Annotated in this window: 11 protein-coding genes; 7 read left to right on the top strand and 4 right to left on the bottom strand. The window is 64.8% G+C overall.

Annotated elements, in window-relative coordinates:
- The first annotated feature begins 86 nt into the window (after positions 1–86).
- The gene (locus IAG39_RS22085) at positions 87–725 is read left to right on the top strand and encodes a DUF4136 domain-containing protein (protein ID WP_118932198.1); all 639 of its coding nucleotides are present in this window, start codon (positions 87–89) and stop codon (positions 723–725) included.
- Between the two features lie 88 nt (positions 726–813).
- Here IAG39_RS22085 and IAG39_RS22080 read toward each other — a convergent pair whose 3' ends face one another.
- Complete coding sequence (locus IAG39_RS22080; protein WP_118932199.1) at positions 814–1,200, bottom strand: H-NS family nucleoid-associated regulatory protein; 387 nt, start codon at positions 1,198–1,200, stop codon at positions 814–816.
- A gap of 786 nt (positions 1,201–1,986) precedes the next feature.
- Between IAG39_RS22080 and tldD the strand changes: the two genes are divergently transcribed.
- The 6 genes from tldD (at position 1,987) to glcF (ending at position 10,363) form a co-directional block, all read left to right on the top strand.
- Entirely contained in the window at positions 1,987–3,447 is a 1,461-nt protein-coding gene (gene tldD / locus IAG39_RS22075; protein WP_013392574.1) for a metalloprotease TldD, read from the top strand.
- A gap of 252 nt (positions 3,448–3,699) precedes the next feature.
- On the top strand, positions 3,700–4,773 hold the full coding sequence (gene aroG / locus IAG39_RS22070; protein WP_059379168.1) for a 3-deoxy-7-phosphoheptulonate synthase AroG: 1,074 nt from the start codon (positions 3,700–3,702) through the stop codon (positions 4,771–4,773).
- Positions 4,774–4,880: 107 nt separating this feature from the next.
- Positions 4,881–6,290 (top strand): FAD-binding oxidoreductase, encoded by a 1,410-nt coding sequence (locus tag IAG39_RS22065; RefSeq protein ID WP_059379166.1) that lies wholly within the window; start codon positions 4,881–4,883, stop codon positions 6,288–6,290.
- A gap of 204 nt (positions 6,291–6,494) precedes the next feature.
- The gene (locus IAG39_RS22060; RefSeq protein ID WP_059379164.1) at positions 6,495–7,994 is read left to right on the top strand and encodes an FAD-linked oxidase C-terminal domain-containing protein; all 1,500 of its coding nucleotides are present in this window, start codon (positions 6,495–6,497) and stop codon (positions 7,992–7,994) included.
- Between the two features lie 11 nt (positions 7,995–8,005).
- Positions 8,006–9,112 (top strand): glycolate oxidase subunit GlcE, encoded by a 1,107-nt coding sequence (gene glcE, locus IAG39_RS22055; RefSeq protein ID WP_118932200.1) that lies wholly within the window; start codon positions 8,006–8,008, stop codon positions 9,110–9,112.
- Between the two features lie 6 nt (positions 9,113–9,118).
- Positions 9,119–10,363 (top strand): glycolate oxidase subunit GlcF, encoded by a 1,245-nt coding sequence (gene glcF, locus IAG39_RS22050; RefSeq protein WP_059379160.1) that lies wholly within the window; start codon positions 9,119–9,121, stop codon positions 10,361–10,363.
- Positions 10,364–10,399: 36 nt separating this feature from the next.
- Here the strand turns inward: glcF and IAG39_RS22045 are convergent, their stop codons facing one another.
- The 3 genes from IAG39_RS22045 to IAG39_RS22035 are packed head-to-tail and all read right to left on the bottom strand — an operon-like array spanning position 10,400 to position 13,276.
- Entirely contained in the window at positions 10,400–11,839 is a 1,440-nt protein-coding gene (locus IAG39_RS22045; RefSeq protein WP_059379158.1) for an NAD(P)(+) transhydrogenase (Re/Si-specific) subunit beta, read from the bottom strand.
- A complete protein-coding gene (locus IAG39_RS22040) occupies positions 11,836–12,153 on the bottom strand; it encodes an NAD(P) transhydrogenase subunit alpha (RefSeq protein WP_013392581.1) in 318 nt (105 codons plus the stop codon). The genes IAG39_RS22045 and IAG39_RS22040 overlap by 4 nt, the downstream gene beginning before the upstream one ends.
- Before the next feature lie 4 nt (positions 12,154–12,157).
- On the bottom strand, positions 12,158–13,276 hold the full coding sequence (locus IAG39_RS22035) for a Re/Si-specific NAD(P)(+) transhydrogenase subunit alpha (RefSeq protein WP_118932201.1): 1,119 nt from the start codon (positions 13,274–13,276) through the stop codon (positions 12,158–12,160).
- Positions 13,277–13,402 lie beyond the last annotated feature (126 nt).

The raw sequence follows: 13,402 nt of genomic DNA, 5'->3' as shown, positions 1-13,402 counted from the left end.
GGGCCGTTTGGCGTACCGTAAACTTTTTGTAGCGGTCTGAGTCAAAGTCAGTATCATGGCGCCGTCGCGCGCCGCAGAGGTGTCAAATGTCGAGGTTGTCCATGTTCAATATGCGCCGCTGGGCCGGTCTGCTGGCCGTGGCGGGGGCGTTTGCCCTGACGGGTTGTGCCGCTCCCACGGTTTCCGCGAGGGTCACTTCCTTTCAGCAATGGCCCGCGGGCGTGGAGGGGCAGACCTACCAGTTCATCGCTGCCGATGCTTCGCAAAACAACAATCTTGAATATCAGTCCTATCAGGACATGGTGCGGGCCGGCATAGGCGCGACCGGCCTGGTCGAGGCCAAGCCCGGCGCAAAGGGTCGTTTCGACGTGTCGTTCAACTACGGCACCACGCAGACCCAGATAATGGTGCAGCGTCCATACGATCCATATTTCTATGGCGGCTACGGCTATGGCGGTTTCTACGGCCCGCGGCCGTGGGGAGCGGGGTATGGCTACTGGGGCCCGGAATGGGTCGACGTACCCATGGCCGTGCAACGCAATACCCTCACCCTGCATATCTATGACACGCAGCGCGGCGGCGCCGAGGTATACCGTTCCAGCGCTTTCATACTGAGCGAGCGCGACGATTTCCTGCGCACCATGCCGTACCTGGTACGCGCAATATTTGATAATTTTCCCGGGAATAATGGCGCGGAGCGCGAAATCCGCTTCCCGGTGCAATGAAATCGGGCGGCCTTTTGAGGCCTGTCTTTAAATAAAATCGGCGCACCAATATGGTGCGCCGATTTTTTTCTTACTGGCGGATAGGTTTTTATTCTTTGATAAGAAAACTGTCGCGGGTTGCGCCTGCGGCTTCTTCCGCGGCGAGCCAGCGGGGAGCCTTGCCACGGCCGCTCCACGTTTCCCCTGTTTGAGGATGGCGGTACTTGGGCGCAACGGCGCGTTTGGCGGCGTTGGCCGGACGGGCAGCGGGGCCAGCCTTGCGGCGGCCACCGGCGGCGGCGGCGCGGGCGGGCTTGCCGGCGCCATAGGCTGCGACGATCTCTTCAGGCGTGATGTCGTACTCGCGCATCGACGTGATGATCTGCGTGATCACGGGCTTGCGACGCTTGGTTTGCAGGACTTCAGCCTTCTTTTGTAGCTTGTTGATTTCCTTTTCGATCTTTGCTTGCAGTGCTGCGTAGGATTCTCGGGCCATGGTTTATTCCTGATTATGGAACTGCTGTAATCGCCGGCGAAGTTATTGTGTAATTGTTGTGCTTCGCATAATACAGAAGTTACGGCTTGACTTCCTGGTTTCTGATGCAATTACTTTGTATCAAAAGAGTCCGATACCGTTTTTCGGTCTGGGAGTGCCTGCAACGAGCCAAGTATTGGGAAGGATATTCTCGAATTTGGGACAACTTGAAACAATAGGGGTATTGGTTCACGAGGCGGACGAATAGCCGCGCATGCCCTTGCATCTGTTCGGTTTGTCTCGCAAAGCGCGCAAATACGGGGCTCCAGGCCTGACGTCCCGCATCGGACCTGCCGCGGGTGCGGCGTTTGCGGAAGTCTGATGACGCAACGGCGGGAACAAATGAATAGTCTTGCGGTCTGATATTCGCCAGGCATGGTCCGACAGGATTCTGTGCTATGCGCCCAGCGGTCTCATTGGCGTATTTCATTTTCATGTCAAGTTGTATGACGAGTTTGGTGCGCGCCTCGGGAATACCTTTGCCTGTATGCCTGCTGGTCGAAAAAGTCCTATGAGCACCCGAAAAAAGGGGCGCATCGAACATTGTTTGAGCTTGTCGGTGCAGCCCGGTATGTAATATTCCGACCCCGCCCGCACGCGTAAATAATGCCCGTGGTATTTTTCGCCCCAGCGTGTTTCCCGGCGGGGCGCGCGGCCCGACGACCAGGCCGCGCCAGCGTTACGATATGATCTCGAGTATCACCGCGAGCGCGCGCCAGCGCGCCGCCGCCTCCTGTACAGAGCCCCATGAAAATCATCGATCCCGCCATTGCTTCCCTCGCCACCGCCAAATCCCTGCTGCTAGACCCCTGGGGCCTGACCGAGGCGGACATGGCGCGCGCGCTGGGTGAGATCTTCACTCACAAGGTCGACTACGCCGACCTGTATTTCCAGTACACGCGCAGCGAGGGCTGGAGCCTGGAAGAGGGCATCGTCAAGACCGGCAGTTTCTCGATCAGCCAGGGCGTCGGGGTACGTGCCGTGAGCGGCGAGAAAACCGCCTTTGCCTATTCGGATTCGCTGTCGCCCGAAGCGCTGTTGTCGTCTGCGCACGCGGTGCGCGGCATCGCGCGCCGCGGCGCCGGCAAGGTAAAGGTGGCGGCGCAGGTCGAAGCCGAGATCGGCCGCAGCCTGTATGCCGATATCGATCCGGTTGCCACCTTGAGCGCTCCCGAGAAGGTCGCGCTGCTGGAACGCGTGGAGCGCATGGCGCGCGCCCGCGATCCGCACGTGATTCAGGTCATGGCGGGCCTGGGCGCCGAATATGACGTGGTGTTGGTAGCCGGCAGCGACGGCCGCCTGGCCGCCGACGTGCGCCCGCTGGTGCGCTTGTCGCTGACCGTCATCGCCGAGCGCAATGGCCGCCGCGAAATGGGTCACGCGGGCGGCGGCGGCCGCCTGGGCCTGGCCTATTTCACGGATGAAATGCTGCAGGGCTACGTCGAGCGCGCGGTGCACGAGGCCATGGTGAACCTGGAAGCGCGCCCCGCGCCGGCCGGTGAAATGACTGTCGTGCTGGGTTCGGGCTGGCCCGGCATCCTGTTGCACGAGGCTGTCGGCCACGGGCTGGAAGGCGACTTCAACCGCAAGGGGTCCAGCGTGTTCTCGGGCCGCATCGGCGAGCGCGTCGCCTCCAAGGGCGTGACGGTGGTCGACGACGGCACCATCCCCGATCGCCGCGGCTCGCTCAACATCGACGACGAAGGCAATGCCACCCAGCGCAACGTGCTGATCGAGGACGGCATCCTGCGCGGCTATATGCAGGACACGCTGAACGCGCGCCTCATGAAGACCGCCGCCACCGGCAACGGCCGCCGCGAATCGTTCGCGCACCTGCCGATGCCGCGCATGACCAACACCTACATGCTGGCGGGCGACAAGCCGGCCGAGGAAATCGTGTCGTCCGTCAAGCGCGGGCTGTACGCGGTCAATTTCGGCGGTGGCCAGGTCGACATCACCAACGGCAAGTTCGTGTTTTCGGCGTCCGAAGCCTACATGATCGAAAACGGCAAGGTGACCTATCCGGTCAAGGGCGCCACCCTGATCGGCAACGGTCCGGACGCCATGAACCGCGTCACCATGATAGGCAACGACCTGCAGCTGGATTCCGGCGTGGGTACGTGCGGCAAGGATGGCCAGAGCGTGCCCGTGGGCGTGGGCATGCCCACGGTCCGCATGGAAGGCCTGACCGTCGGCGGCACCGCCTGACTCAAAAACACGGATGACGGCTCGAAAAATTTGTGCTAGAGTCAATCCCCATGAAATTCGCGTCCCCCGCCTTTTATTTTTATTTTTATGGTTTTCTGAAGCCGCTGGCGGAGGAAGGGACGCGCTCAATCTGAAGTTTGGAAAGAATCCCCCCAAAAAAGCCGCCAGCGAACTGGCGGCTTTTTTTGCGCCGCCAGTTGAGGAAACCATCTCGGGAAACATCCCCGCGGCGGGCAACCCAGGAGCAGTACCGTGTCACACAATACCGACGACCTTCGCATTCGAGAAATCAAAGAGCTGAACCCGCCCGCGCACGTCATGCGCGAGTTCGCCTGCACCAAGGAGGCGTCCGACACCGTGTTCGCCGCCCGCCAGGGGATGCACCGCATCCTGCACGGCATGGATGACCGGATGATCGTCGTGATCGGTCCTTGCTCCATCCACGACACCCGCGCGGCCATCGAATATGCGAAGCGTCTGAAGCCTGTGCGCGACCGGCTGAGCGCCGACCTGGAAATCGTGATGCGCGTGTACTTCGAGAAGCCGCGCACCACCGTGGGCTGGAAGGGTTTGATCAACGATCCGGATCTGGACGGCAGCTTCGACATCAACAAGGGCGTGCGCGTCGCCCGCGAGCTGCTGCTGGACATCAACAGCATGGGACTGCCGGCGGGTTGCGAGTTCCTGGACATGATTACGCCGCAGTACATCGCGGATCTGGTCTCCTGGGGGGCGATCGGGGCTCGGACGACGGAAAGCCAGGTGCATCGCGAGCTGGCATCGGGACTGTCGTGTCCGGTGGGGTTCAAGAACGGCACCGACGGCAATGTGAAGATCGCGGTCGATGCGATCAAGGCTGCCTCCCAGCCGCACCATTTCCTGTCGGTGACCAAGGGCGGGCATTCCGCAATTGTGTCGACGGCCGGCAACGAGGACTGCCACGTCATCCTGCGCGGCGGCAAGACGCCGAACTACGATGCGGCCAGCATCGAAGCGGCCTGCCAGGACATGTCCAAGGCCGGTCTGGCGCAGCGCATCATGATCGACGCCAGCCACGCCAACAGCAGCAAGAAGCCCGAGAACCAGCCCTTGGTCATCGAAGACGTGGCGCGCCAGATGGAAGCGGGCGACAGCCGCCTGGTGGGCGTCATGGTTGAAAGCCACCTGCTGGGCGGCCGCCAGGACATGGTGCCTGGCACGCCGCTGGTCTACGGCCAGAGCATCACCGACGGCTGCATCGACTGGGACGCCTCGGTCGCCGTGCTCGAGCGTTTGGCTCATGCGGTGCGCGAACGCCGCCGGGTCGCCCTTACGACCGGCAAGTAAGTCCCTGGTAAAACTGAGGGCCGCTAGCGCCTGGCGGTTTGCGGCGCGGCGCGCGCGGCGGCGTAGAATAATCGGATCAACCAATCTAACCCAGGATCACGCTGATCATGAATGCCCCCATGCATGCCGAAACGCTGCGCCGTCCGGTGCCGGCCGCTTGTCTGGATGCTTTGCGCGCGCGCTTTGGCGACCGCCTGTCCGAATCTGCCGCGATGCGCGACCATCATGGCCGCGATGAATCTCCCTATCCGGCCATGCCGCCGGACGCGGTGGTCTTCGCGCACACGACCGAGGAAGTGGCCGAGATCGCCAAGCTGTGCAACGAGCATCGCGTTCCTTTGATCCCTTATGGCGCGGGTTCTTCGCTCGAAGGCCACATCCTCGCGATCCAGGGCGGCATCAGTCTCGACCTGTCGCAGATGAACAAGATTCTTGCGATCAACGCCGAGGACCTGACCGCCACCGTGCAGGCTGGCGTGCTGCGCAAGCAGCTCAACGACGAAATCCGCGATACCGGCCTGTTCTTTCCGATAGATCCGGGCGCCGACGCCAGCCTGGGGGGCATGGCGGCCACGCGCGCTTCCGGCACCAATGCCGTGCGCTACGGCACCATGCGCGAGAACGTCATGTCGCTGACCGTGGTGACTGCGGATGGACGCATCGTCCGCACCGCGGGCCGCGCCCGCAAGTCCTCGGCCGGCTACGACCTGACGCGCATCTTCGTCGGCAGCGAAGGCACCCTGGGCATCATCACCGAAGTGACGGTGCGCCTGTATCCCCAGCCTGAAGCCGTGTCGGCCGCGGTCTGCAACTTCCCGACGCTGGATTCGGCGGTGCAGAGCGTGATCGAAATCATCCAGATGGGCGTGCAGATCGCCCGCGTTGAATTCATGGACGCCGCCAGCGTGCGCGCGGTGAACCTGCACAGCAAGCTGACGCTGCGCGAAACGCCGCTGCTGGTGTTCGAGTTCCACGGCAGCCCGGCCGGCGTGCAGGAGCAGGCCGAGATCGTACAGGCGATCACGGCCGATCACGGCGGCATGGATTTCGAATGGGCCGAACGTCCCGAAGACCGCAGCCGCCTGTGGACCGCCCGCCACAATGCCTATTTCGCGGGCCTGCAACTGCGCCCCGGCTGCCGCGCCAGCACCACCGACGTCTGCGTGCCGATCTCGCGCCTGGCCGATTGCGTGAGCGAGACGGTCGAGGAACTGGACCGCGCCAGCTTCCCCTACACGATCGTGGGCCACGTGGGCGACGGCAACTTCCATGTGCTGATGCTGCTCGATCCGGACAGCGCCAAGGAATGGGAAGAATCCGAAACCATCAACCACAATCTGGTGCGCCGCGCGATCGCCGCCGACGGCACCTGCACGGGCGAGCACGGCGTGGGCCTGCACAAGATGCAGTTCATGGCTGAAGAGCATGGCGAGGACGCCCTGGATCTGATGCGCAGCCTGAAGCACGCGTTTGATCCGAACAACATCCTCAATCCTGGCAAGATCGTGTCCTGGTAAGCCTGCTTCGGCAGCGCAGCCGACTTCCGAAGCCGACGGCGCGCCGTCGGCTTTTTTCTTGCCATCCTCAGGCGTGAACGAGCGGGGCGGCCACGCTGCGCGGCGAGAGATTACGGCTGGTTACTTATCTGGCATGCCATAGGTGCACGGATGCGGGTAAATCCCGGTCTGCTAGTGGCGGGCGCTCGCGCTATTGTTGCGCTCATGAATTCATTGGTCGAAACCGGCCTGGCACAAGTGCAGGCGCCTTATTCTTTGCAGCAGCTCATCGAGGCGTTGTCGGCCGTGTTGCCCGCGCACTGCGTGTTGTTCCGCGAAGAAGATACGCGCCCCTACGAGTGCGATGGCCTCTCCCTATATCGCGCGCTGCCTGCGGTCGTCGCCCTGCCCGAAACGGAAGAGCAGGTACAGGCTGTCATGCGCGTCTGCAAACGCCTGAATGCGCCGATCGTCGCGCGCGGCGCCGGCACCGGCTTGTCCGGCGGCGCCATGCCGCACAGCCGCGGCGTGTTGCTCGGCTTGTCCAAGTTCAATCGCATCAAGCACATCGACCTGGCCAGCGCCACGGCCATCGTGCAGCCCGGCGTGCGCAACCTGGCGATCTCGGAGGCGGCCGCGCCCTACGGGCTGTATTACGCGCCTGATCCTTCCAGCCAGATCGCCTGTTCCATCGGCGGCAACGTGGCGGAGAACTCCGGCGGCGTGCATTGCCTGAAGTACGGGCTGACCGTGCACAACGTGCTGCGCGTGCGGGTTGTGACGATCGATGGCGATGTGGTTGAACTGGGCTCCGAAGCGCCCGATGCGCCGGGCCTGGATTTGCTGTCCGTCTTCATCGGTTCGGAAGGCATGCTGGGCGTGGTCACGGAGGTGACGGTCAAGCTCATTCCCAAGCCGGCCTGCGCGCAGGTCGTCATGGCCAGCTTTTCCAGCGTGGAAGCGGCGGGCAATGCGGTCACGCAGGTGATCGCGGCCGGCATGATACCCGCGGGTCTGGAGATGATGGACCGTCGTGCGACGCACATGGTCGAACCCTTTGTGCGCGCCGGCTACGACATGGACGCGCAAGCCATCCTGCTGTGCGAATCGGACGGCACGCCCGAAGAGGTCGAGCACGAGATTGCGCGCATGGAGGCCGTGTTCCGCGAGGCCGGAGCCACGCGCTGCCAGGTCTCGTCGTCAGAGGCCGAGCGCCTGAAGTTCTGGGCCGGCCGCAAGAATGCCTTCCCGGCCGCGGGGCGCGTATCGCCCGATTACTATTGCATGGACGGCACGATACCGCGCCGCCATCTGGCGCGCGTGCTGGGCGCCATCGAGCAGATGGAAGACGAATTCAGCCTGCGCTGCGCCAACGTCTTTCACGCAGGCGACGGCAACCTGCATCCGTTGATCCTGTTCGATTCAAACAAGCCGGACGAGGTGGAGCGCGCCGAGAAATTCGGTGCCGCCATACTCGAGCTGTGCGTGCAGGTAGGAGGGACCGTGACTGGAGAGCACGGTGTGGGTATGGAGAAAATAAATCAAATGTGCGTGCAATTCTCTCGCGAAGAACTCGACGCGTTCCTGGCGGTCAAGCGGGCCTTCGATCCGCCCTGCCTGCTCAATCCTGAAAAAGTCATCCCTACGCTGGCCCGCTGCGCCGAATACGGCAAGATGCACGTCCACGCGGGAGAGTTGCGCTTCCCCGATCTCGCCCGTTTCTAGGACCTGTCCTTATGGATTTCGTCCTGTCGGAATTGTGCGACCAGGTCATGACGGCCCGTGCCGGCCACAAACCCCTGTTCGTGATGGGCGGGGGCAGCAAGGCGTTCTATGGCAATTACCGCCCGGTGACGCCGCAGGACGGCCACTGCCTGCTGGACATGACACCCTATCGCGGCATCGTCAGCTACCACCCGTCGGAGCTGGTGGTGACGGTGCGCGCGGGTACGCCGCTGGCCGAGCTCGAAGCCGCGCTGGCCGAGAACGGGCAGATGCTGGCCTTCGAGCCGCCGCATTTCTCGGCGTCCGCCACGGTCGGAGGATGCGTCGCCACGGGGCTGTCAGGCCCGCGCCGCATGAGTGCCGGCGCGCTCAAGGATTTTGTCCTGGGCGCGCAACTGCTGGATTCGGAAGGCCGCATCCTCTCGTTCGGCGGCGAGGTCATGAAGAACGTGGCGGGCTATGACGTATCGCGCCTGTTGGCCGGTTCGCACGGCATCTTCGGCGCCATACTCGAAGTGTCCTTGAAGGTCGTGCCGCGGCCGATGGAAGAGATCACCCTGGCGCTGCCGGCGACGCAGGCTCAGGCCTTGGCCAGCTTCGCCCTGTGGCGCGGCAAGCCCCTGCCGATCTCGGCCACCAGCTGGAGCGGCGGCGATGAGGGCGCCGAAGGCCAGATGGCCGTGCGCCTGTCGGGCGCGCCGCCCGCGATCGCCAGCGCCCGCCAGCTAATAGGCGGCGCGCCAATGGCGCCCGAGGCTGCGCAGGCCTGGTGGCGGTCGCTGCGCGAGCAGACGCATTCCTTCTTCACGCCGGGCCGGCCCTTGTGGCGCCTGGCGTTGCCGCCCACCGCCGCCGCGTTGGGACTGGGGCCGACCTTATTGGAATGGGGGGGAGGCCAGCGCTGGCTGTCGGGTGAGCAAGACGCCGCCACGCTGCGCGAGACCGCCGAGCGGCTGGGCGGCCACGCCACGCTGTTCCGCGCCGGGCAGGGCAAGCCGCCTGCCGACGGCGTATTCCATCCTCTGGCGCCCGGGATCGCTTCGATCACGCGCCGCCTCAAACAAGAGCTCGATCCGGCCGGCCTGTTCAACCCCGGCCGCCTGGTCCTGGATCTATAGGGCATCATGCAAACCAATCTGGCATCCTGGGCACGCGATACCGATCTGGGCAAGGAGGCCGACGCCATCCTGCGGCGTTGCGTGCACTGCGGCTTCTGCACCGCGACCTGTCCGACGTATCAGGTGCTGGGCGACGAGCTGGACAGCCCGCGCGGACGCATCTATCTGATCAAGCAGGTGCTGGAGGGCGCCGAGCCCACGCAGTCCACGCAGCAGCACCTGGACCGCTGCCTGACTTGCCGCAATTGCGAGACCACTTGCCCGTCCGGCGTCCAGTACGGCCATCTGGTGGATATCGGCCGCAAGATCGTCGAAGAGCGCGTGCCGCGCAGCTGGGCCGACAAGACCAAACGCACCTTGTTGCGCAAGACCATGCTGTCGCCGCTGTTCGCGCCCGCGATGCGGCTGGGGCAGGCGGTGCGCGGCATGCTGCCGGAGGCGCTCAAGCGCAAGGTGCCGGAGCGCCGCGCGGCGGGGCCGCTGCCGCAGGTGGCGGGCCATGCGCGCCAGGTGCTGATGCTGGCGGGCTGCGTGCAGCCCGCCATGATGCCGACCATCGATGCGGCCACCATCCGCGTGCTGGACGCGGTGGGCATAGGCGCGCGCATCGCCCCCGGCGCCGGCTGCTGCGGTGCGGCCAGTTTCCACCTGGACGCGCAGGACGATGCGCTGGCGCAGATGCGCGCCAACGTTGATGCCTGGTGGCCGCTGCTGCAGGATGGCAAGGTCGAGGCCATTGTGATGAACGCGTCCGGCTGCGGCGCCATGGTCAAGGAGTATGCGCATCACCTGCGGCACGATCCGGCCTACGCGCAAAAGGCTGCGGACATCGTGGCGCTGGTGAAGGACGTGGCCGAGATCGTCGCGCCGCATGCGGCGCAACTGCGTTCGCGGCTGCCGGCGGGCACGCGCGCGGCCTTCCATCCGCCATGCACGCTGCAGCATTGGCAAGGCCTGCGGCCGCTGTCGGAACAATTGCTGGCGGATCTGGGTTTTGCATTGCAGCCATTCGCCGACAAGCACTTGTGCTGCGGTTCGGCGGGCGCCTATTCGGTGTTGAATCCGGAGATCGCGCTGGAACTGCGCGACCGCAAGCTGGGCGCGATCGCCGCGGGCGGACCGGACGTGATCCTGTCCGCCAACATCGGCTGCATCGGCCACCTGCAAAGCGGCACCGACACGCCGGTGCGGCATTGGATCGAAGTGGTTGACGAACAGTTGCGCCAGCCTGCGGGCCAGCGCGGCGCGTAGGCGCCGGACGCCAGGCGGCATCCGGCGCCGGGCGTTTTACTCCACGGCCTTGACCATGTCTTCAAGCACCTTCTTGGCGTCGCCGAAAACCATCATCGTGCGGTCCATGTAGAAGAGCTCGTTGTCCAGGCCCGCGTAGCCCGAAGCCATGGACCGCTTGTTCACGATCACGGTGCGGGCCTTGTAGGCTTCCAGGATGGGCATGCCGGCAATGGGCGACTTCGGGTCGTTCTTGGCGGCCGGATTCACCACGTCGTTCGCGCCCAGCACCAGCACCACGTCGGTCTGGCCGAACTCGCTGTTGATGTCTTCCATTTCGAAGACCTGGTCGTAAGGCACTTCGGCCTCGGCCAGCAGCACGTTCATGTGGCCGGGCATGCGTCCCGCCACCGGGTGGATGGCGTACTTGACGGTCACGCCGCGCTCGGTGAGCTTTTCCGCCAGTTCCTTCAGCGCGTGCTGCGCGCGCGCCACCGCCAGGCCGTAGCCGGGAACGATGGTCACGCTTTCGGCGTTGGTCATCAGGAAGGCGGCGTCGTCGGGGCTGCCCGACTTGACGCTGCGCTGCTGCGCATCGCCCGCCGCGGCGCCCGCGCCGGCCTGGCCGCCGAAGCCGCCCAGGATGACGTTGAAGAACGAGCGGTTCATCGCCTTGCACATGATGTAGGACAGGATCGCGCCCGAAGAACCCACCAGCGAACCGGCGATGATCAGCATGGGGTTGTTCAGCGAGAAGCCGATGCCGGCTGCCGCCCAGCCCGAGTAGCTGTTCAGCATGGACACCACCACCGGCATGTCGGCGCCGCCGATCGGGATGATGATCAGGACGCCCAGCACGAAGGCGATGAGCGTCATGATGACGAACGGCGTCCATTCCTGTGTGAGCATGAACCAGATGCCGCATGCCAGCATCAGCAGCGCCAGCGCCAGGTTCAGCATGTGCTGGCCCGAGAACACCACCGGCGCGCCCTGGAACAGGCGGAACTTGTACTTGCCCGACAGTTTGCCGAAGGCGATGACCGAACCCGAGAACGTGATGGCGCCGACGAAGGTGCCGATGAACAGCTCGAAGCGGTTGCCGGTGGGAATCGGCACGCCGACGGGCACGATGCCGAAGGCATGCGGTTCGGCCACCACGGCTACCGCAATCGCGACCGCCGCCAGGCCGATCATGCTGTGCATGAAGGCGACCAGCTCGGGCATCTTGGTCATCTCGACGCGCTTGGCCATCAGCGTGCCGATGGAGCCGCCCACCAAGAGGCCCAACACGACCCAGCCCAGGCCGATGGTGGCGGCGCCGTCGCGCGCCAGCCCGACGATGAGCGCGGCCGTGGTCAGCACGGCGATCGCCATGCCGGCCATGCCGAACGCATTGCCCAGCCGCGACGTGGTCGGATGCGACAGGCCCTTGAGCGCCTGGATGAAGCAGACCGAGGCGATCAGGTACAGCAGGGTGACGAGGTTCAGCGAGATCATTTCGCTTCCTCCTTGCCTGCCTTGCGGTCCTTCTTCTTGAACATTTCCAGCATGCGCCGGGTCACGAGAAAACCGCCGAACACGTTGACCGCGGCCAGCGCCACGGCGAACACGCCCATGCCGCGCGCCAGCCCGCCTTCGGTCAGCGCGGCCGCCAGCATGGCGCCCACGATGATGATGGCGGAAATGGCATTGGTGACGGCCATCAAGGGCGTGTGCAGGGCGGGGGTGACGTTCCACACGACGTGGTAGCCGACATAGATGGCCAGCACGAAGATGATGAGATTCATCAGGGTGGGGTTGATCGCTTCCATGCTGTTAGTTCCTCCGCGCCACGTTGCCGCCTTCGCACACCAGGCAGGCCGCGACGATTTCATCGTCGCGCTGGATCGCCAGCGCGCCGTCCGCATTGATGATGAGCTTCAGGAAATCCTGGATGTTGCGCGCATACAGCGCCGAAGCGTCGGTCGCGACCAGGCCGGGCAGGTTGGTCAGCCCGATGATCGTCACGCCATGCTTTTCCACCACCAGGCCTTTCTCGGACAGCGGGCAATTGCCGCCGCGTTCGACCGCCAGGTCCACCAGCACCGAACCCGGCTTCATGGCCGCGACGGTTTCCGCGGACACTAGCGTGGGGGCGGGGCGGCCGGGAATCAGCGCCGTGGTGACGACGATGTCGGCCTGCTTGCAGCGCTCGGACACGAGCGCGGCCTGCCGCGCCATCCAGGCGGGCGGCATGGGCCGGGCGTAGCCGCCCGTGCCTTGCGCGATCTCGCGTTCTTCGTCCGTCTCGAAAGGCACGTCGATGAACTTGGCGCCCAGCGATTCCACCTGTTCGCGCGCGGCGGGGCGCACGTCCGAGGCTTCGACCACCGCGCCCAGCCGCTTGGCGGTGGCGATGGCCTGCAGCCCGGCCACGCCAGTGCCCAGCACGACGGCGCGGGCGGCCTTCAGCGTGCCCGCGGCAGTCATCATCATGGGTATGAGGCGGCCGTAGTGGTGCGCCGCCAGCAGCACGGCCTTGTAGCCGGCCAGGTTGGCCTGGGAGGACAGCACGTCCAGGCTCTGGGCCCGCGTGATGCGGGGCGCGGCTTCCAGCGCGAATCCGGTGAGTCCGGCGGCGGCGATCTGCTGGATGCCTTCGGCGTCGAAGGGATCCAGCATGCCGACCACGACAGCCCCGGATTTCATCTGGGGCAGTTCCGCGGCAGAAGGCGCGCGCACCTTCATGACGAGTTCTGCCCCCAGCGCATCCTGGGCGGTGCCGAGCGTGGCGCCCGCTGCCTCATAGGCTTCGTCGAGATAGCGGGCGGCAGTGCCTGCCCCGCGCTCCACGATGACGGTGTGTTTCCCGCCTACGTACTTCTTGACGGTCTCCGGTGTTGCTGCGACACGAGTTTCCCCGTCTCGGGTTTCTTTTGGTATCCCGATGTGCATCTACGCCTCTCCTCATTAGTTGGCATCAGTTATACACGGGAAAGTGCAAGGAAAGGTGTCTCGCCCCTGGGAAGCGAGGGGGAAGAGTACGGGGGGGCGCAGGACCGCCAATGCCCGGCGGCAAAC

The sequence above is a fragment of the Achromobacter xylosoxidans genome (assembly GCF_014490035.1).
GTDB lineage: Bacteria > Pseudomonadota > Gammaproteobacteria > Burkholderiales > Burkholderiaceae_B > Achromobacter > Achromobacter bronchisepticus_A.
This window is presented reverse-complemented; position numbering and strand designations above follow the sequence as displayed.

Bases quoted from the DNA above. Each gene is read 5' to 3' on its own strand.
- IAG39_RS22085 (WP_118932198.1), top strand. From the start codon at position 87: ATGTCGAGGTTGTCCATGTTCAATATGCGCCGCTGGGCCGGTCTGCTG.
- IAG39_RS22080 (WP_118932199.1), bottom strand. From the start codon at position 1,200: ATGGCCCGAGAATCCTACGCAGCACTGCAAGCAAAGATCGAAAAGGAA.
- tldD (WP_013392574.1), top strand. From the start codon at position 1,987: ATGAAAATCATCGATCCCGCCATTGCTTCCCTCGCCACCGCCAAATCC.
- IAG39_RS22065 (WP_059379166.1), top strand. From the start codon at position 4,881: ATGAATGCCCCCATGCATGCCGAAACGCTGCGCCGTCCGGTGCCGGCC.
- IAG39_RS22060 (WP_059379164.1), top strand. From the start codon at position 6,495: ATGAATTCATTGGTCGAAACCGGCCTGGCACAAGTGCAGGCGCCTTAT.
- glcE (WP_118932200.1), top strand. From the start codon at position 8,006: ATGGATTTCGTCCTGTCGGAATTGTGCGACCAGGTCATGACGGCCCGT.
- glcF (WP_059379160.1), top strand. From the start codon at position 9,119: ATGCAAACCAATCTGGCATCCTGGGCACGCGATACCGATCTGGGCAAG.
- IAG39_RS22045 (WP_059379158.1), bottom strand. From the start codon at position 11,839: ATGATCTCGCTGAACCTCGTCACCCTGCTGTACCTGATCGCCTCGGTC.
- IAG39_RS22040 (WP_013392581.1), bottom strand. From the start codon at position 12,153: ATGGAAGCGATCAACCCCACCCTGATGAATCTCATCATCTTCGTGCTG.
- IAG39_RS22035 (WP_118932201.1), bottom strand. From the start codon at position 13,276: ATGCACATCGGGATACCAAAAGAAACCCGAGACGGGGAAACTCGTGTC.